Source organism: Nocardioides albus (assembly GCF_014648255.1).
Classification (GTDB): domain Bacteria; phylum Actinomycetota; class Actinomycetes; order Propionibacteriales; family Nocardioidaceae; genus Nocardioides; species Nocardioides albus.
This window is the reverse complement of the sequence record NZ_BMQT01000008.1, coordinates 297,525-315,402: the sequence shown is the minus strand read 5'-3', so window position 1 is coordinate 315,402 and position 17,878 is coordinate 297,525. Positions and strand designations below refer to the sequence as shown.

Annotated in this window: 15 protein-coding genes and 1 tRNA gene; 8 read left to right on the top strand and 8 right to left on the bottom strand. The window is 69.3% G+C overall.

The window, feature by feature from the left end; genetic code table 11:
* The first annotated feature begins 3 nt into the window (after positions 1 to 3).
* Positions 4 to 1,566, top strand: a complete 1,563-nt coding sequence (locus IEY84_RS18620) for an ArnT family glycosyltransferase (protein ID WP_229788822.1) — start codon at positions 4 to 6, stop codon at positions 1,564 to 1,566.
* Here the strand turns inward: IEY84_RS18620 and IEY84_RS18615 are convergent.
* Positions 1,563 to 2,186 carry a DUF1707 SHOCT-like domain-containing protein gene (locus IEY84_RS18615; protein ID WP_229788821.1) on the bottom strand — a complete coding sequence of 208 codons (624 nt, stop codon included), beginning with the start codon at positions 2,184 to 2,186 and terminating at the stop codon, positions 1,563 to 1,565. The two genes, IEY84_RS18620 and IEY84_RS18615, sit on opposite strands and share 4 nt — an antisense overlap.
* Positions 2,187 to 2,474: 288 nt before the next feature.
* Between IEY84_RS18615 and IEY84_RS18610 the strand changes: the two genes are divergently transcribed.
* Genes IEY84_RS18610 through IEY84_RS18600 form a run of 3 tightly spaced genes read left to right on the top strand, consistent with a single transcriptional unit; the run spans position 2,475 to position 5,616 of the window.
* Complete coding sequence (locus IEY84_RS18610) at positions 2,475 to 3,731, top strand: glycosyltransferase family 4 protein (RefSeq protein WP_183548701.1); 1,257 nt, start codon at positions 2,475 to 2,477, stop codon at positions 3,729 to 3,731.
* Positions 3,732 to 3,734: 3 nt separating this feature from the next.
* Positions 3,735 to 4,502 carry a class I SAM-dependent methyltransferase gene (locus IEY84_RS18605; protein WP_183548703.1) on the top strand — a complete coding sequence of 256 codons (768 nt, stop codon included), beginning with the start codon at positions 3,735 to 3,737 and terminating at the stop codon, positions 4,500 to 4,502.
* Between the two features lie 7 nt (positions 4,503 to 4,509).
* On the top strand, positions 4,510 to 5,616 hold the full coding sequence (locus tag IEY84_RS18600; RefSeq protein ID WP_183548705.1) for a prenyltransferase: 1,107 nt from the start codon (positions 4,510 to 4,512) through the stop codon (positions 5,614 to 5,616).
* Here the strand turns inward: IEY84_RS18600 and IEY84_RS18595 are convergent.
* Entirely contained in the window at positions 5,593 to 6,228 is a 636-nt protein-coding gene (locus tag IEY84_RS18595; protein ID WP_229788819.1) for a class I SAM-dependent methyltransferase, read from the bottom strand. The two genes, IEY84_RS18600 and IEY84_RS18595, sit on opposite strands and share 24 nt — an antisense overlap.
* A gap of 179 nt (positions 6,229 to 6,407) precedes the next feature.
* Here IEY84_RS18595 and IEY84_RS18590 point away from each other — a divergent pair, with 179 nt between their 5' ends.
* Complete coding sequence (locus IEY84_RS18590) at positions 6,408 to 6,911, top strand: 2'-5' RNA ligase family protein (RefSeq protein ID WP_229788817.1); 504 nt, start codon at positions 6,408 to 6,410, stop codon at positions 6,909 to 6,911.
* A 57-nt stretch (positions 6,912 to 6,968) separates the two neighbouring features.
* On the opposite strand, the gene IEY84_RS18585 is transcribed toward IEY84_RS18590, so the two are convergent.
* The 4 genes from IEY84_RS18585 to IEY84_RS18570 form a co-directional block, all read right to left on the bottom strand.
* A complete protein-coding gene (locus IEY84_RS18585) occupies positions 6,969 to 9,023 on the bottom strand; it encodes a hypothetical protein (RefSeq protein WP_183548709.1) in 2,055 nt (684 codons plus the stop codon).
* Positions 9,024 to 9,196: 173 nt separating this feature from the next.
* Positions 9,197 to 10,075 carry a DnaJ domain-containing protein gene (locus IEY84_RS18580; RefSeq protein ID WP_183548718.1) on the bottom strand — a complete coding sequence of 293 codons (879 nt, stop codon included), beginning with the start codon at positions 10,073 to 10,075 and terminating at the stop codon, positions 9,197 to 9,199.
* Between the two features lie 171 nt (positions 10,076 to 10,246).
* A tRNA-Gly gene (locus IEY84_RS18575) sits at positions 10,247 to 10,322 on the bottom strand.
* Positions 10,323 to 10,380: 58 nt separating this feature from the next.
* Positions 10,381 to 11,475, bottom strand: coding sequence for a coiled-coil domain-containing protein (locus IEY84_RS18570; RefSeq protein ID WP_183548720.1), 1,095 nt, complete (start codon positions 11,473 to 11,475; stop codon positions 10,381 to 10,383).
* Between the two features lie 100 nt (positions 11,476 to 11,575).
* On the opposite strand from IEY84_RS18570, the gene IEY84_RS18565 reads away from it, so the two are divergent.
* The 3 genes from IEY84_RS18565 (at position 11,576) to IEY84_RS18555 (ending at position 16,007) form a co-directional block, all read left to right on the top strand.
* Positions 11,576 to 12,538, top strand: coding sequence for a tyrosine-type recombinase/integrase (locus IEY84_RS18565; RefSeq protein WP_221209110.1), 963 nt, complete (start codon positions 11,576 to 11,578; stop codon positions 12,536 to 12,538).
* Positions 12,539 to 12,765: 227 nt separating this feature from the next.
* Entirely contained in the window at positions 12,766 to 14,349 is a 1,584-nt protein-coding gene (locus IEY84_RS18560; protein WP_183548724.1) for a GMC family oxidoreductase, read from the top strand.
* Between the two features lie 47 nt (positions 14,350 to 14,396).
* Positions 14,397 to 16,007: an AMP-binding protein gene (locus IEY84_RS18555; protein WP_183548726.1), complete on the top strand. Its 1,611-nt coding sequence runs from the start codon at positions 14,397 to 14,399 to the stop codon at positions 16,005 to 16,007.
* Between the two features lie 13 nt (positions 16,008 to 16,020).
* Here IEY84_RS18555 and IEY84_RS18550 read toward each other — a convergent pair whose 3' ends face one another.
* Together IEY84_RS18550 and IEY84_RS18545 are read right to left on the bottom strand one after the other, a co-directional pair.
* Complete coding sequence (locus IEY84_RS18550; RefSeq protein WP_183548728.1) at positions 16,021 to 16,731, bottom strand: response regulator transcription factor; 711 nt, start codon at positions 16,729 to 16,731, stop codon at positions 16,021 to 16,023.
* Positions 16,728 to 17,876, bottom strand: coding sequence for a sensor histidine kinase (locus tag IEY84_RS18545; RefSeq protein WP_183548730.1), 1,149 nt, complete (start codon positions 17,874 to 17,876; stop codon positions 16,728 to 16,730). The genes IEY84_RS18550 and IEY84_RS18545 overlap by 4 nt, the downstream gene beginning before the upstream one ends.
* Positions 17,877 to 17,878: the final 2 nt, after the last annotated feature.

Genomic DNA, 17,878 nt, shown 5'->3' with positions numbered 1-17,878 from the left:
GAGGTGCCCACGCCCTCGCGCTCGCTGTCCCAGGTGACCGTCTGCCTGCTCCTGCTGGGGGTGCTCGGTTTCGCGATGAGCGCGCAGTACGCGATCGGGATGCCGCCGCTGCTCAAGGCCGACGAGAAACAGCACGCGGCGTACGCGATCGTCCTGTCCCAGGGCGTCCTCCCCACCATCGACACCAACACTCCCGCCGACCCGGTGCGCTACCCCCAGTTCGCCGAGGCGCTCTTCGGGCTCGACGAGCCACGTCGCGACATCTGGGTGGCCAACCACCCGCCGCTGTTCTACCTGATGAGCCTGCCGCTGGTCTGGCTGGGTGATGCCGTCGGCGATGTCGGGGTGACGCTCCTCGGGATGCGGCTGCTCAACGCGCTCGGCTACGCGCTGAGCATCATCCTGGTCGGGCTGCTGGCGCGTGAGCTCGTGCCCAGACGCCGGGTGGTCCCGGTGCTGGCCGCGGCGATGGTGCTCGGCTGCGGCGCGGTGACCTACGACGGCGGCGCGATCTACAACGACGGCTGGGGCACGGTCGCCGCCTCGCTGACCCTGCTGCTCGGCTTCCGGATGATCCGCGAGGGCGTCACCCGGGACCAGCTGATCTGGGCGACGGTCGCCGGCGTCGCGGCCGCCTCCTTCCGCTCGACTGGCCTGGTCGCGGTGCTGGTGCTCGGTGGCTGCGTGCTGGCTGCGCTGTGGTTGCGGGATCCGACGCTGCGTACGTTTCGCCGGGGTGTCCTTCTCGCCGTCCGGATCGGGGTGGCGCCGGTGGTCGTGATCGGCTGGTTCTACGTACGCAGCATCGTGCTCTACGGCGATCCGACCGCCTCCGCGGCCCTCTTCGAGAAGTTTTCGCGTCAGACCCACGGTGACACGCTCTTCCAGCTGGTCAACCCGCAGCTCTACCTGCACCTGTACGGCTCGCTGTGGGCCGACGACGTGATCCCGAAGATCTGGATCCTGGCGGCCGTGGCGACCCTGGTCGTCACCGTCACCGGCCTGGTGCTCGATGTCAACGCCACGGTGCGGCCACGGCCGAGCGGGGTGATGCGCCGCGTGCTGATCCCCGGCCCGGAGCCGACACTCCTGCAACGCCGGCTGCAGCTCGCTGTGCGGGTGCTGATGGGGATCTACTGCGTGATCATCATCGTCAACGTGGCCTCGTTCCACGCCGGCGGCGGCTGGATCCATGCTCGTTACGCGGTGCCGTTCCTACCGGTGATCGCGGCGTCGACCTCGCTCGCCATCCTGCGTCTGGGCCGCCGGTGGGTGACCGGTGCCGACGAGGCTGTGCTGGATGACGAGGGTGTCGACCGACGGATCACTCTCTACGCCAGTGTCGGGTTCATCGTCTCGGCCATGTTCGCCCACCTCCACATCCAGCAACGCATCGACGGACCCGCGGACGCGTCCTGGCTCGTCGCCCTGATCGCCGCCGACCTGGTGATGTTCGCCGTGGCTGCGTACGTCACCGCGCAACTGCGCCGGCGCTTGCGGCCGGCCGGCTTCGCAGCAGGATCGGATCGGCAGGTCACGGTGAGCGATCCGCAGCCGGTCGCCTAGGAGGGGTCGGCGGGCCGGTCCTTCTCGGACTTCTCGGGCCGGTCGAGCGGCTGCTCGAGGATCGGGGCAGAGTGCTCGGAAGAGGCCTCGATCTCGGCCTTGGCCGCCTTCTTCGCCGCCTTCTTGGCGGCCTTCTTCTCGAGGCGGTGCACCTCACGCTGGACGATCGCCTCGCGACGTACGCCGGTGCCGACCAGGTTCACGACCAGGAAGAGCATCGGGTAGATCGGCCACGGATGGCCGTCGGGCGCTGAGGTGAACAGCCAGATGCCCCAGGTGATCAGGCTGACCATCAAGAAGGTGGCGACCGCTTCCTGCAGCTCCTTGCGGTAGGCAGCCGCACCCTGCTCTCGGAAGCTGGGCGTCGCGGGCAGGTTCGTCTCCTCGGCGGCGGGGTCCACCACGACGAGGTCGTCCACGAGCCCGGGAAGCTCGCCGAGCGTACGGGCCTCGAGCAGGCTGTCGACCCTCTCCTCGTGCTCCTCCCGGGTCAGCCGGCCGTCGGCGAAGGCGTCGGTGAGAACGGTGCGGACAACCTCGCGATCGGCATCAGAGGCGCGCATACGTGCGTTGTCGGCCAGTCTCGGGTCGAGACGGAACCGCGTCCAGAAACCCTCCACACCACCAGCCTAGATGATCGATGCGCGGGGTGGCCGTCGCGAGCGGCGCTCGGCGCCGCGCTGGCAAGGCGCCGCCCTGAGGGAAGACTGGGCGTCTTTTGAAGGGCGGCAACGCCGCCAGCGTGGATGTCGGGCGTCGCGTAGCAGGTCAGCCCGCGCATCGATCATCTCGACGCCAAGCCGGACACGGTGTGCTGAAGCGGCTGCATTAGAGTGACTGGCGCAGGCTACCTGCTAGTATAGAACACGTTCTAGTTTTGCTCTGCCTAGTTTCGAGGGAGGTGGCGGATGCGGATCGCTCTGCTGTCGTATCGCAGCAAGCCGCACGTCGGCGGTCAAGGCGTCTATATCCGCCATCTGAGCAGGGAGCTGGCCAAGCTCGGGCACACCGTGGAGGTGTTCTCGGGGCAGCCGTATCCCGATCTCGACCTCGAGGGGGAGGGGGTCACCCTCACCAAGGTGCCCAGCCTGGGCCTCTACGAGGAGCCGAACCCGTTCGGCAACCCGAAGCTCTCCGAGATCCGTGATCTGATCGACGTCGAGGAATGGGCGCGCATGCGCACCGGCGCGTTCCCGGAGCCACTCACCTACGCCAAGCGCGTGATGCGGCTGCTCGCCGAGCGCCGCGGCGATTTCGACATCGTCCACGACAACCAGACGCTGGCCACGCCGCTGCTGCGGATCGAGCCCGAGCTCGGGCTGCCGCTGGTGACCACGATCCACCACCCGATCTCCTTCGACCAGCGCATCGAGATGAAGAGCGCTCAGGGCTGGCGGAAGAAGTTCGGCGTCTGGCGCTGGTACTCGTTCGTGAAGATGCAGGCGAAGGTCGCCGCGCAGCTGCGGCACGTGATCACGCCCTCGGACAACTCCAAGCGCGACATCCTCACCGACTTCGGTGTCCCCTCGGACCGGGTGCAGACCGTGCACCTGGGCGTTCCGGAAGAGTTCGTCCCGCCGACCGCGCCGCGCGTCCGCGGCCGGATCCTGGCCATGGCCAGCGCCGACGCTCCGCTGAAGGGCATCGCCTTCCTGCTCGAGGCCTTCGCCAAGCTGCGTACCGAACGTGATCTGGAGCTGGTCCTGGTCTCCAAGCCCAAGAAGGGCGGTCCCACCGAGCAGCTCATCGAGAAGCTCGCGATCGAGGACCACGTACGTTTCGTCAACGGCATCTCCGATGCCGAGCTCGTCGAGCTGATGGGCTCCGCGGAGATCGCGTGCGTGCCCTCGCTCTACGAGGGATTCTCACTGCCCACCGCCGAGCTGATGGCGTGCGGCACCCCGCTCGTCGTCTCCCGCGCCGGCGCGATCCCCGAGGTCGTCGGCCCCGACGACCTGTGCGCCGCCCAGGTCACCCCCGGCGACACCGAGGAGCTCGAGCAGGCCATCGCGGCTCTGCTCGACGACCCCGAGCGACGCGCTCGCTACTCGGCCGCCGGGCGCGCGCGTGTCGAGGAGCACTTCTCCTGGCACGCCGTCGCCGAGCGGATGACCGCCCTGTATCAGCAGTCCATCGACGAGTTCACCACAGACGAGAGGAAGTGAGCCGTGCTCACCGTTGATTTCGACCGCCTTGGCCTGAAGGCAGGGGAGCGCGTGCTCGACATGGGTGCCGGCGGTGGCCGGCACGCCTTCGAGATGTACCGCCGCGGCGCCGACGTGATCGCGTTCGACCAGGATGCCGAGGAGCTGGCCAAGGTCAGCGACTGGTTCTTCGCGATGCGCGAGGAGGTCCCCGAGGGCGCGAACGCGGAGGTCAAGGAGGGCGACGCCTTGTCGCTGCCCTTCGCCGACGGCGAGTTCGACCGGATCGTGGCCGCCGAGGTGCTCGAGCACATCCACCACGACGTGGATGCGATCAAGGAGCTCGTCCGGGTGCTGCGTCCCGGCGGCACCCTTGCCATCTCGGTGCCGCGCTGGCTGCCCGAGGTCGTCAACTGGAAGCTCTCCGAGGACTACCACAACACCACCGGGGGCCACATCCGCATCTACACCGACCACGAGCTGATCGACAAGGTCACCAAGGCCGGCCGCCCCAACGACGGCACCCCCGGCGAGGCGATGATCTTCGAGGGCAAGTCCTACGCCCACGGTCTGCACGCGCCCTACTGGTGGCTGAAGTCGGCCGTCGGCGTCGAGAACGACAAGAACGTCCTGGTCAAGGCCTATCACCAGGTCCTGGTCTGGGAGATCATGAAGAACCCGCTCCCGCTGAGGCTGGCCGGGAAGTTCCTCGACCCGGTGATCGGCAAGAGCATGGTCCTCTACTTCCGCAAGCCGGGCCGCGTTGCCTCCGACCCCACCTCGACCGATTGATCCTCGGATGAGCTTCGAGATCCCGTACGTCGACGGGGTGCTGACCCCTGCCCAGATCGTCGCCACGGCCGGGTCGATCGCCCGCGCCCAGGAGGCGTCGGGCGCGATCCCATGGGTGCCCGGCCAGCACACCGACATCTGGAACCACGTCGAGGCGGCCATGGGCCTGCTGGTCGGTGGCCTGGTGGAGGAGGCCGAGGCTGCGTACGACTGGATCCCGTCTCTGCAGAACGCCGACGGCTCCTGGCCGATGAAGATCGTCAACGGCTCGGCAGTCGAGACGGTCGGCGAGTCGAACATGTCGGCCTACTTCGCCGTCGGGCTCTGGCACCACTGGCTGATCCGGCGGGACCGGGCGTTCGTGGAACGGCTGTGGCCCTCGGTGCGAGCCGGGCTCGACTTCGTCGTCGGGCTGCAGCTGCCCTTCGGCGGGATCGCCTGGACGCCGCGGGACCCGTTCGCCCTGCTCACCGGCTCGTCGTCGATCTACCAGTCGCTGCGCGCCGGCGTCGCCCTGGCCGACCTGATGGACGACCCGCAGCCGGAGTGGGAGATCGTCGGCGGCCGGCTCGGTCACGCGCTGCGCCGCCATCGCGACTCGTTCGAGGACAAGTCGCACCACTCGATGGACTGGTACTACCCGGTCCTCGGCGGAGCCGTCGTCGGCGACGCCGGACACGACCTGATCGAGTCGCGCTGGGACCATTTCGTACGCCCCGGCCTCGGTGCGCTCTGCGTCGACACCAACCCGTGGGTGACCGGCGCCGAGACGTGCGAGCTGGCGATGGCGCTGGACAACATCGGCGACCACCGCCGCGCTCTCCGTCTGCTGACGGAGATGCAGCACCTGCGCGCCGCCGACGGCGGCTACTGGACCGGCTGGGTCTACGAGTCGCCGGACTACCCCAACCCGAACCCCAACGCCTTCTGGCCCGAGGAGCACTCGACCTTCACCGCTGCCGCCGTCATCCTGGCCGCGGACGCGCTGGGGGAGCGCTACGGCCGGTCCACCGCAGGCTCCGGGATCATGCGCGGCACCTCGCTCGCGGCGCCCTTCGACGAGCTGGCGCTCGAGTGTGGGTGCGAGACGTCAGAGGCGTCGCAGCACGCGTAGCGACCCGACAGCGTCGATCTCCTCGAACTGCTTCGAGGCGAGCGCGGGGAGGTAGATCTCCTCGTACGGCGGCCGGCCGCCGTCGGCGGGGTCCGGGAACACGTCGTGCACCAGCAGCAGGCCGCCGGGCATCACCTTCGGTGCCCAGCCGCGGTAGTCCAGCTGCGCAGGCTCGACGCCGTGGCCGCCATCGATGAAGAGGAACGAGACCGGGGTCGTCCACCACCGGCTCACGGTCGTCGAAGCTCCGACCACCGCGACCACCTCGTCCTCGAGGCCGGCCTGCTCGATCGTGCGCCGGAAGGTCGGCAGCGTGTCCAGCCGCCCAGTGGCCGGGTCGACCAGGCCGGTGTCGTGGTGCTCCCACCCTGCCTGGTTCTCCTCGCTGCCGTGGTGGTGGTCGACGGTGAACACGGTGCCGCCGGTCAGCTTCGCGGCTGCGCCCAGATAGACCGACGACTTCCCGCAGTAGGTCCCGATCTCTACCGCCGGCCCATGGGGCAGCCGCTCGACGGCGTACGCGAACAGCGCGCGCCCTTCCTCGGGCGGCATGAACCCGGTGGCGTCGAGCGCATGCTTGAGCAGGTCCGCGGGCATCTCAGGCGTAGACACCCGGGCACCCTAGCCGAGCCGTCGCCCCCTGACGCCGAGAGGTCACTTTCTGACGTCGAGAGGTCGATATCCGGTTGGGTGCTGGTGGCGTACGTCCGTCAGAATCGCTCCATGACCGATCGCGAGTGCGCTGCTCACGCTCCGCGGGCTGGCGGTCGGTCGTGAGGCCAGGACACTCGGTGCTCGTCGTGCCTGTGCCCGAGCTGGAGACGTACATCGTGGAGCGAACTCATCACTACGACGTCTCGTTCGTGTCGTCGGACCCGGCGTTTGTGCATGCACACATCACGTTGCTCGCGCCGTTCCTCGAGTCGCCCTCGGCGGCGGATCTGGAGCTGGTCAGGAAGATCGCCGCGGCGACGGCGAGGTTCGACTTCGTGCTCGACGACGTCCGCCTTTTCGCGGGCGGAACGATCTACCTGCATCCCGAGCCGGCGCAGCCGTTCGCGGAGCTGATCGAAGCCTTGAGCGCGGCCTTCCCGCAGTGTCCGCCGTATGCGGGGCTCTTCGAGCCGGTGCCGCACCTGACCGTCGACCACGTCGACGGGGGTGTGGACCTGGCGTCCACCCGTACGTCCCTGGTTCGGCTCCTTCCCGCTCGATGCCGCGCGGACCGGATCAGCCTGCAGTGGTACGCGAACGATGACTGCCGTGTGATCACCGAATGGCCATTGGGCGAGTAAGCGGGCGGGCCGTTGCCGGCCGGGCGCAGGAGCCGCGGCCGGCAACGGGCACGGCGGTCAGGAACGACCGCGGCGGCGCATCCCGAGCACCGCGCCGAACGCCACCATCGCGCCTCCAGCGGTGATCGCGATCCCGAGACCGGGGAGGCTGTCGTCGACCGCCACCGGCGCCGCGGCCACGGCCTGGACGGTGTCGACCGCTTCGACCTGACCAGCGTCCACGATCAGCGAGGTCTCCGCCGTCGTCACCTGACGTCCCTCGCCGGTGAGCGACTGGTTCGTGGCAGCCCTCTCGGCGACGAGCTCTGGCGCCAGGACCGTGGCAGCCGATGCCCGCGGGCCGGCGAGCGTCGACGTGGTTGCCACCGGGCCGGCATCGGACGGCGTGGCAACGCTGTTGCCAGCGACGATCGCAGGGGCGACCACGGGCTCGGTCTGGCTGTCAGAACCGTTGTCAGACTCAGGCTCAACCTCAGGCTGAGGGTTCGCGCCGGTGGCAGGCGCGGCCTCCGGGGCTGCGATCGTGAAGGTCACGGTCGTCTCGTTGCCGAGCACGTCGTACGCGACAAGGGTGTTCTCCCCGGCCCGGACGCCCCAGGGGCTGCCGAGGGAGAGGTCATTGGCGTCGGACCAGCGGTTGTGCGAGAGCGGGAAATCGGTGCCGTTGACCCGGACCCCGGCGACCATGGAGCCGAGGGGCCCGTCGTCGAGCTTGAACGAACGGCTGGTCTCCGAAGAGTCGTCCTTCTCGGTGACCAGGGGACCGGTGGTGTCCAGGACGAAGGTGATCTCGGTGGTGTTGCCGAGCTCGTCGTAGGCGATCAGCGTGTTCGTGCCCTCCACGGCGCCGTAGCGGCCCGGCTTGATGTCGTTGACATCTGACCACACGTTGTTGATCAGGTCCTTGGTCTCGCCGTTGATGGTGACCTTGTCGACACGGCGCGGGTCGAAGAGCTTGAACGACTTGCTCTGTCCCGCCTTGCCGGCGGCGCCCTTGTCGGTGATCACCGGGCCGGTGGTGTCCAGGGTGAACTCGACCGGGGCGGAGGCGTTGCCGGCCTCGTCGTAGGCGATCAGCGTGTTCGTGCCCTCGACGGCGCCGTAGCGGCCCGGCTTGATGTCGTTGACGTCCGACCAGACGCTGTTGGCGAGGTCCTTGGTGACGCCGTTGATGGTGACCGCGTCGATCCGTCGGGCGTCGTAGAGCTTGAACGACTTCGACCGCGCAGCCGCACCGGCGGTGCCCTTGTCGGTGACGGTCGGGGCGGTCCCGTCGACAACGAAGTCGTACGTCGCCGTGCTGGCCACGTTGCCGACCGAGTCGAGTCCGTTGTAACGCAGCGTGTAGGCGCCGTCGGGCAGATTCACGGGCACGGCAAGGGAACCCGTGGGCGACTGGAAGGACTTGAACAGCGTGCCGTCACGGTAGATGTTGCCGACGGTCTTGGTGACGAGGTGGTTGTCGGTGGTCTCCAGGTCGAAGACGAACCCAGGTCGCACCAGCGGCGTCGGGTTGAGCAAGGTCGTCACGGGCTTGACGAAGTCGCAGGCGTACGTCGTGGGCACGTCGGTGACGGTCCGGGTCTCGACCTTCGTCGGCCAGCCGGTGGGGGTGTAGCGCACCCACGCAGCGTCCTCGAGGGTGGTCGAGCCCGCGGGCTTGCCGGTGTAGTAGATGACGGTGTCAGGGTCGTCGTACGCGGCGACGTCGACCACGGTCTCGTCCCACGCCGGCTTGTCGACGATGGTGACGACCTTGTCGAGCGCGGGCGTACGATCCCAGCCTTTGCCGGGGTTCCAGCTGCTGGAGTCCTTGAACTCGACCTTGCCGGTGGTCCGCTGGGTGTAGGCGTACCCGCCGGGCGCGACCTCCTCGTGAGTCTCGGCCTCGTGGTGCGCGATGTGAGTGACTGCCTCGTGGTGGGCCCCGGGAACCGTCTTGGCGTAACGGGACTCCAGGTGGGTCACGGCGTCGATGGTCCGGATGAGCTTGGGGGAGTCGGCGGTGCACTCCGCGGTGGCGGCATGGCCGGCCGACAGCGCGCTGCCGACGCCGACGATGGCAGTGGTGGAGAGTCCGAGCGCGGCGATGCGCACGATGTGTTGCTTCATGGGCGGGTTCTTCCCTGCTGACGACTGCATCGCGGGCGCACGGTGAGCTTCTTCCCCCGTGTCGAACGCCCGCGGGCCGTGGCCAATGTGAGTCAGCTGCCGCGGACGCTGGTTTTACTTCGCCCCGCCATCCCCCGATTTGGGGACGGCCGCGCTCGGCCGCGGAGACGTTGTCAGGGTGTTGACGGCGACATCGTCTGCATCACATAGCCGATGGCGACCAGCATCGTGAGGCTGCTGATGGCGATGCCGGCGACCGCCGCCCAACGACCACGACGCTTGTCGTCGGCGGTGCGGGCCAGGCCGATGATGCCGAGGATGAAACCGAGCGGGCCGCACAGCAGCACGCTGGCGAGCAGCGATGCGACCGAGACGCCGTCGAGCGGGACCGAGTAGAGCGACCAGACGTTGCCGGAGCTCTCTGCCACCGGTGGCGTCTTCTGCGCAGCAGCCTGCTGTTGCGGCACCGTCTGCGCGTTCGCAGACGGCGGACCGGCTGGCTGAGAGGTTGGCTGAGGGGTTGGCTGAGCGGGAGGCGGCGGCGTCGCGGTGCGAGGACGCTTCGGTGTCTCCGGCCGCGTACGAGACGACAGCGCCGGGTTCGCCTGGCGAGCCTGGCGGCTGGCCTGACGCAGCCGGTTGGCCGAGGGCCGAACTCGGGCTGCCGGCGGCGGCACGGGGCCCGGGGTGGTGCTATCGGGCGGGGGCGTGGTCAACGGGGAGGTTCGGCCCCATTCCGCTCGCCAACGGCGGTCTCGGCTCAGTGATGCGGTCCCGGCGGAGCCCTCGGGCGCGTTTTCGGCGGTATCGGGGGGAGTGGCCTGGCGACGGCGCCGAGCGAGCTCTTCATCGAGTGTCGCTCTCGCGGCCGGGTCGAGCAGAACGTCGCGCGCCCGGTTGATGCGCATCATCAGCTCGCCGTCCGCCGCACGGCCGCCCCGGTCGGGGTGGAACTGCTTCGCCAGCTCACGGTGGCGGGCTCGTACGACCGCGTCATCAGCGTCAGGGGCGACCTGGAGCACGGCGTAGGCGTCGATGAACTTCCCGCTCACTCAACGCCCCCCACGCACAGTCCTTCGGTTGTCGGTCTCGCCGCCGGGCCGGTCCGCACCCGGTGCTCAAGAATCCCAAAGCATTGAAATCCTAGAGCAGTCGCCGCAAGATGCTGGTTTCGCCACGGGAAATTGATCGAGGGCCGCCCGATCGGGCGGCCCTCGACGAAGTGGAGCGGACGACGAGGCTCGAACTCGCGACCTCAACCTTGGCAAGGTTGCGCTCTACCAACTGAGCTACGTCCGCTTGCGAGAAGAACATTAGCGGATGTGGCCCGCGGACCTCCAACTGGGGCCCCTGCGTGTCACGAAGCCTCGTCGGGGGCATCGGTTGCCCCCGTACGCCGCTCGATCTGTTCCATCAGCTGCGCGACCTGGGCCTGGTGTGCTGCCTTCAGATCCTCGAGCCGCGCGCTCGCGTGGGCACGCTCACGGTCGAGCTCGGCCCTGGTCGCGTCGCGATCCGCCTTTGCCGCGGCCTCGCTCCCGCGAAGGTCGGCCAGGCGGTCACGCAGGGTGTCGATCTGCTCGAGCGCGGTGTCGCGCTGCGTACGCAGGCCGGCGCTCGTCGCCTCCGCGCTGGCTGCGGCCTTCTCGGCTGCCTTCTTCTCCGCGATCAGCTGCTCCTGCAGCCGCGCCATCGCCTTCTCGGCGTGGTCGGCGCGTGCGGTCTCGCTGCGTCTGCGCTGCACGGCCGAGGCGTGCTCGGCCAGCAGCTTCTCGAGCTTCTCCGCCAGGCCTTCGTGCGCTGTGGCCGCCTCCTCGAGGCGCTTCTCGAGCGAGGCGATCGTCGCGGAGGCGGTCTTTGCCGCCGCAGCCGCGTCGGACTCGGCGCTCTCCAGTGCCGCTTGGGCAGCCCGACGCGCCTCCTCGGCTGCGGTGGTGGCGGCCAGCGCCTCCCGGAGGATCTCGGCCGATCGCTCCGACTCCTCCAACGCCTCTGCCGCAGCGGCATCTGCTTCGTCCCGCTCCGCCTCCGCCGTGCGCCGCGCCTGCTCGGCGCGCACGGCGCGGGCGCTCGCCGTGGCGATCTGCTCCTGCGCCTCGCTCTGCACCGTGGCGATCTGGGCCTCGGCAGCGGTCAGGTCGCCGAGCGTACGCAGCTCGTCCAGAGCCTTCGGGAGCTGGTCGAGGAACCGGTCGGCGAGCTGGGTCAGCTGGGTGGTGATCTCCGCGGCTCGTTGCTGGGCTGCCTGCACCGGTCGCGCGGTCGCGTCGGGATCCCGGGTCTCCACGAGCCTCTGCAGGCGTTTCCGCTCCCGCCAAGCAGCGGCCCGGTTGTGGGCCGGGTCGTCGCAGTACTCCGGCGGCCGGCCGCTTCCGCTCTCGGGAGCAGCCGCCGGCAGGGGACAGCCGGGGAAGCGACAGCGCTTCTCGTCGACCACAATCGTTTCCGTCATTACGTCAGTCTATCGTGACGAAACACGTAACGAAAACATAAATGACCCAAATTGAGATCCCGAATGCGGACCCAACATAACCGGCATTATGATGTGTGCCGTGAGTGCGCTCGAGAACGGTCCGCAGACCCCTTCCACAGACCTGGCTGTGACGGAATCCGTCCGTGACCTGTTCCTTGCCGACCTCCACGAGCTACCCCACGAAAAACGTGCCGAAGCCCTCGCCCGCCGATTCCTGCTCTCCTACGCAGGGCACACCCGCGCCGCGTACGGACGAGACCTCGCCGACTGGTTCGGCTGGTGTGCTGCGTTGGAGGTCGACCCGCTGAGCGCCAACCGCGCCATGGTCGACGGCCATGCCCGCCACCTGGAGACGCGGCGCAGTCCGGCGACGATCGCCCGGCGGCTCTCCGCGATCGCCGGCTTCTACCGATATGGCGTGGCCGAGGGGGTCCTGACCACATCACCGGCCGAGCACATCAAACGCCCGAAGACCAGCAACGACTCCCAGACCCTGGGCCTGGACAGGGGAGAGGCGCGCGCGTTCCTCGCCAGCGCACGGGACCACTCCGCTCGCGCCGCGGCGCTCGTCACCCTCCTGCTCCACGACGGCCTGCGCATCTCCGAGGCTCTCGGCGCCGACGTCGCCGACCTCAGCCACTCCCGCGGCCACCGCATCCTGACGATCACCCGCAAGGGTGGTGCCCGCCGCGACGTCGTCCTCAACCCGGCGACCTCGCAGGCGCTCGACGCCTACCTCGACGCCCGAGCCGAGGGCCCGATCTTCGTCACGAGCACCGGCAACCGCTGGCACCGCTCCGAGGCCTTCCGGCTCATCCGTCGGCTCGGAGCCTCGGCCGGTATCGAGCACGGCGACAAGCTCTCACCGCACAGCCTCCGCCACACCTTCGTCACCCTCGCCCGCGAGGCCGGCGTACCGCTCGAAGACGTCCAAGACGCAGCCGGTCACGCCGACCCCCGCACCACCCGCCGCTACGACCGCGGCCGCCACAACCTCGACCGCCACCCCGCGTACGCCCTGGGCGCCTTCCTCGCCGACTGACCACCCACCCCGAAAGGTCAGTTCTTGACGCCGAGAGGTCAGCTTCTGACGTCGAGAAGTCGATCTCTGACCGCGAGGGCCGGAGAAACTGACCTTTCGACGTCGAGAATCGCCTTCTCGACGTCATAAAGTGACGGTTCGGTGGGGTTGTGGTGCTCAACCGTTCTCCAACCTCTGGTCTGGGATCATGCCCGCGCGGGGCGTCACCGTGACGAAGGAGATCCGGTATGAGCCAGGAACTGACCAGTGACTACGTGGTGGTGGGCGCCGGATCGGCGGGGGCGGTGCTCGCGGCGCGGCTCAGCGAGGACCCGGGGGTCCAGGTGACGCTGCTGGAGGCCGGGCAGCGCGACAAGGGCATGAACATCCATGTCCCGGCAGCCTTCTCCAAGCTGTTCCAGACCGAGCACGACTGGGACTACCTCACCGAGCCGCAGCCCGAGCTCGGCGGCCGGCGGATCTACTGGCCTCGCGGGCGGATGCTGGGCGGCTCCTCCTCGATGAACGCGATGATGTGGGTCAAGGGATTCCAGGCCGACTACGAGGAGTGGGGCGAGGCCGCCGGACCCGACTGGGGCTGGGATGCCGTCCGGAAAACGTACGCACAGCTCGAGGACGTGGAGGACGCCACCGCTCTCGACGGCATCGGTGGTCCGGTCCGCGTCGAGCGCCAGCGAAGCCCGCGCCCCTACACCGAGTCGTTCCTGCAGGCAGCGGAGCAGGCCGGGTACCCGCGGGGACGGGCCAACGGCCCCAACCCCGAGGCGTACGTCGAGACCATGGTCACCCAGCGCCGAGGCGCCCGGTGGAGCACTGCTGCGGCCTATCTCAAGCCCGCGGCCAAGCGCGCCAACCTGAGGGTGATCACCGGTGCCCAGGTGTCCCGGGTGACCATCGACGGCCGACGTGCGACCGGCGTCGAAGCGATCATCGAGAACCAGCGGACGACGATCGCCGCCCGGCGCGAGGTGATCCTGGCCGGCGGCGCGATCAACACCCCGCAGCTGCTGATGCTCTCCGGGATCGGGCCGGCGGCCCAGCTGACGGGCCTCGGCATCGACGTCGTCCACGACGCGAGAGAGGTGGGGGAGAACCTCGCCGACCATCTGGTCGCGGGCATCGGCTGGGAGGTCGAGAACGGATCGCTGGCAACCGCGGAGTCGCTGCGCCAGCTGGCCGACTACCTGCTGCGCCGACGCGGGATGCTCACCTCCAACGTGGGCGAGGCGTACGGCTTCCTGCGCTCGCGCCCTGACCTCGCGGCCCCCGACATCGAGATGATCTTCGCGCCCGCCGGGTTCTTCGACGAGGGCCTGGTGGTCTTCGAAGGTGAGGCGGTCGTCGCCGGCCCGATCCTCGTCGACCCGGCCAGCCGCGGCCGGATCACGCTCGCCTCCATGGACCCCTCGGCCAAGGCGGTCATCGACCCGCGCTACCTCTCCGACCCCGAGGGCAGGGACCGCGCCGCGATGGTCGAGGGCGTCCGGGTGGCGCTGGAGATCGCCTCGCAGCCCGCGCTCAAGCCGATCCTCGGCACCTTCCTGCGCCCCGACGTCCCGGTCGACTCGACCGCGGAGGAGGTCGCCGACGCGCTGCTGTCCCGGCACGCGCACACGCTCTACCACCCGACCGGCACCTGCCGGATGGGCACGGACGAGGCCAGCGTGGTCGACCCCCGGCTTCGCGTACGCGGCGTCGAGGGCCTCCGCGTCGCCGACGCCTCCATCATGCCCAGGATCGTGCGCGGCCACACCAACGCACCGTCGATCCTCATCGGCGAGCGCGCCGCGGAGCTGATCACGAGCAAGTGAGCCCCAGGAGACTGGAACCCACCCGTGACTCAGGTCACACTGGTCACATGACGGATTCCTACGCTGCCGGAGAGACCACCACCCCGCTGCTGGAGGAGACGATCGGCGCGAGCTTCGACCGCACCGTCGCCAGGTTCGGCGACCGGGAGGCGCTGGTGGAGATGGCTTCCGGCCGACGCTGGACCTACGCCGAGATGAGCCGTGACGTCGACGCCCTGGCCATAGGGCTGACGAAGGCCGGGATCGGGAAAGGCGACCGCGTCGGCATCTGGGCGCCCAACTGCGCGGAGTGGACGCTGACCCAGGTGGCGACCGCGAAGATCGGCGCGATCCTCGTCAACATCAACCCGGCATACCGCACCCACGAGCTCGCGTACGCCCTGACGAAGTCGGGCATCAGGCTGCTCGTCTCCGCACCCGAGTTCAAGACCTCCGACTACCGGGCGATGGTGGCCGCGGTCCGAGGCGACTGCCCTGACCTCGAGCAGACAGTCTTCATCGGCGACCCGGAGTGGACCGCGCTCCTCGAAGCGGGCGCCAGCGAGAAGCTGTCCGACCACGTCACCGACGAGCTCACCCCCGAGGACCCGATCAACATCCAGTACACCTCAGGCACCACCGGCTATCCCAAGGGCGCGACGCTCAGCCACCGCAACATCCTCAACAACGGCTACTTCACCACCGAGACGATCGGGCTCACCGAGAACGACCGGCTGGCGATCCCGGTGCCCTTCTACCACTGCTTCGGAATGGTGATGGGCAATCTCGGCTGCATCACCCACGGCGCCACGATGGTGATCCCGGGCCCGGCCTTCGACCCGGCGGCCACCCTGAAAGCGGTCCAGGACGAGCGTTGCACGGCCGTCTACGGCGTACCCACGATGTTCATCGCGATGCAGAACCACCCTGACTTCGCGACGTACGACCTGAGCACGCTGCGCACCGGGATCATGGCCGGCAGCCCGTGCCCGGTCGAGGTGATGAAGCGGTGCGTCAACGAGATGCACATGAGCGAGGTCTCGATCGCCTACGGGATGACCGAGACCTCGCCGGTCTCGACCCAGACCCGGAGGGACGACGACCTGGAACACCGAACCGCCACCGTCGGCCGGGTGCACCCGCACGTGGAGGTGCGTGTCGTCGACCCGACCTCCGGCGAGGTGATGCCCCGTGGCGAGGCCGGGGAGCTGCAGACCCGCGGCTACTCGGTGATGCTCGGCTACTGGGCGGACGAGGAGAAGACCAGCGCGGCGATCGACGAGGACGGCTGGATGCACACCGGCGACCTCGCCGTGATGAACCCCGACGGCTACTGCAACATCGTCGGCCGCATCAAGGACATGGTCATCCGCGGCGGCGAGAACATCTACCCTCGCGAGATCGAGGAGTTCCTCTACGCCCACCCCGACATCGAGGACGTTCAGGTCATCGGCGTCCCCGACGAGACCTACGGCGAGGAGCTCTGCGCCTGGGTCCGCCTGCGCCCCGACGCCGAGCGGATGACGGCCGAGACCCTGAAGGAGTACGCCACCGGCAAGCTCGCCCACTACAAGATCCCGCGCTACGTCCTGGTCGTCGAGGAGTTCCCGATGACCGTGACCGGCAAGGTCCGCAAGGTCGAGATGCGGGAGAAGACCGTCTCCGAGCTCGGGCTGTAGCAGCCCGCCGGGTTCAGGTCTGCTGGTCGGCCTCGCCGGGCATCGGCCGTCCCGCGCGGACGAGACGGTTCTCGTAGGCGAAGATCACGACCTGCACGCGATCCGCCAGGTCGAGCTTGGTCAGGATCCTGCCGACGTGGAGCTTGACGGTGCCCTGGGCCAGGTGCAGCTCAGCGGCGATCTCGGCGTTCGAGCGGCCACGGACGAGCGCCCAGAACACGTCACGTTCACGATCGGTCAACCGAGCGATCTGACCCTGGCCGCGGTCGATCGGGAGGCCGCCGGACGCAGGAGGGAGCAGGTCGCCCGCGACGTGGTCGATCAACCGCCGGGTGCTCGACGGCGACAGTGCGGCGTCGCCGGCGGCGACCGATCGGACCGCCCGAAGCAGCTCGTCCGCGGGAGCGTCCTTGACCAGGAAGCCGCTGGCGCCCGCCGCCAGGGCCGCGACGACGTACTCGTCGAGGTCGAACGTGGTGAGGACCAGCACCCGGGGCAGGTCACCCCGCGCGCGCAGCCGCCGGGTCGCTTCCACACCGTCGACCCGTGGCATCCGGATGTCCATCAGCACGACGTCCGCACGAGTGACCGCCAGCCGCTCCAAGGCAGCCGCGCCATCACCGGCGGAGCCCACAACCTCCATGTCCGGTTGGGCGGCGATCACCATCTCGCAGCCCGCACGTACGAGCTCTTGGTCATCGACGATGAAAACCCTGATGGTCACCGGTCATCCTCCTCGGTCGGCAGCGACACGGTCACGGCAAATCCTGTCCGGCTCGGGCCGGCGGTCGCCGTGCCGCCGAGCGCCTCCAGCCGGTAGCGCATCCCGGAGAGTCCGAGACCGGCCGAGCCGTCGTCGATCGTCGTCCCAGCTCCGTCGTCCGTCACCTCGAGGACCAGCCGCCCCGACGTCCACGTGAGCGTGACGTCGACGGCCACCCCGTCGCCCGCGTGCTTGAGAACGTTGGTGAGCGACTCCTGTGCAGCTCGGTAGACCGCCAGCTCGCGGGCCGGAGACAACGGCCGTGGCGTGCCGACGACGGTGAGACGAGCGCCCGGGAAGCGGGCGACCAGCTCCGGCAGGTCACCGAGGGTGGGCACGGGCGCCAGCCCACCACCCTGGCCGCCGCCACGCAGCAGGCCGAGGATGCCGCGCATCTCGCTGAGCGCCTCGCGGCCGGTCCTCTCGATCGTCGCCAGGATGTCGACCGACACCTGAGGATCGGAGCGGTCGGCAAACTGGGCACCTCGTGCCTGGCTCACGATCACCGCGAGCGAGTGGGCGACGACGTCGTGCATCTCGGCGGCGATCCTGGTCCGCTCGTCGCGCGCCGCGGCGGCGACCCGTTCCTCCGACCGCTGCTCCTCGGCTCTGGCGCGGGCGATGTCGCCACGGGTTCGCTGCCCCAGTGCCCATGCTGCCGCGACGACGGCGAGGAGGGCCACCAGTACGAAGCCCGCGTGTGGCTCGAGCCCTGCTGCCTTGACGCTCGCATCGGTGACGAACCGCCACGTGCCGAAAGCCGCGCCAAGTATCCCGACCCCCGCCGCCGCCATCCCGTCGAGCCGACCGCCGCGGGCCACCACAGCGTGCAGGGCGACGGGGAACGTCAGCACGGACGGCACCACGATGAACAGTCCGCTGGTAATGGCCAGAACGGCCATGCAGAGGGCCACCGCGACGAAGGCCACACGTGGCCGCGTCAGCCTGAGCGCAAGCGCGAGGTGCGCCACGACCGACGCAGTGCACACCACGACGGCAGCATGGGTGGGCAACGAGACGACGGCGACGAACGCCGACATGGCGAGCACGGGAAAGCCGAGCAGCAGAGCCGTGCGGTCGAGGACCCTCCTGAGCGGCGGCGGCATGA

Bases quoted from the DNA above. Each gene is read 5' to 3' on its own strand.
- IEY84_RS18610 (WP_183548701.1), top strand. From the start codon at position 2,475: ATGCGGATCGCTCTGCTGTCGTATCGCAGCAAGCCGCACGTCGGCGGT.
- IEY84_RS18600 (WP_183548705.1), top strand. From the start codon at position 4,510: ATGAGCTTCGAGATCCCGTACGTCGACGGGGTGCTGACCCCTGCCCAG.
- IEY84_RS18585 (WP_183548709.1), bottom strand. From the start codon at position 9,023: ATGAAGCAACACATCGTGCGCATCGCCGCGCTCGGACTCTCCACCACT.
- IEY84_RS18570 (WP_183548720.1), bottom strand. From the start codon at position 11,475: ATGACGGAAACGATTGTGGTCGACGAGAAGCGCTGTCGCTTCCCCGGC.
- IEY84_RS18560 (WP_183548724.1), top strand. From the start codon at position 12,766: ATGAGCCAGGAACTGACCAGTGACTACGTGGTGGTGGGCGCCGGATCG.
- IEY84_RS18555 (WP_183548726.1), top strand. From the start codon at position 14,397: ATGACGGATTCCTACGCTGCCGGAGAGACCACCACCCCGCTGCTGGAG.
- IEY84_RS18545 (WP_183548730.1), bottom strand. From the start codon at position 17,876: ATGCCGCCGCCGCTCAGGAGGGTCCTCGACCGCACGGCTCTGCTGCTC.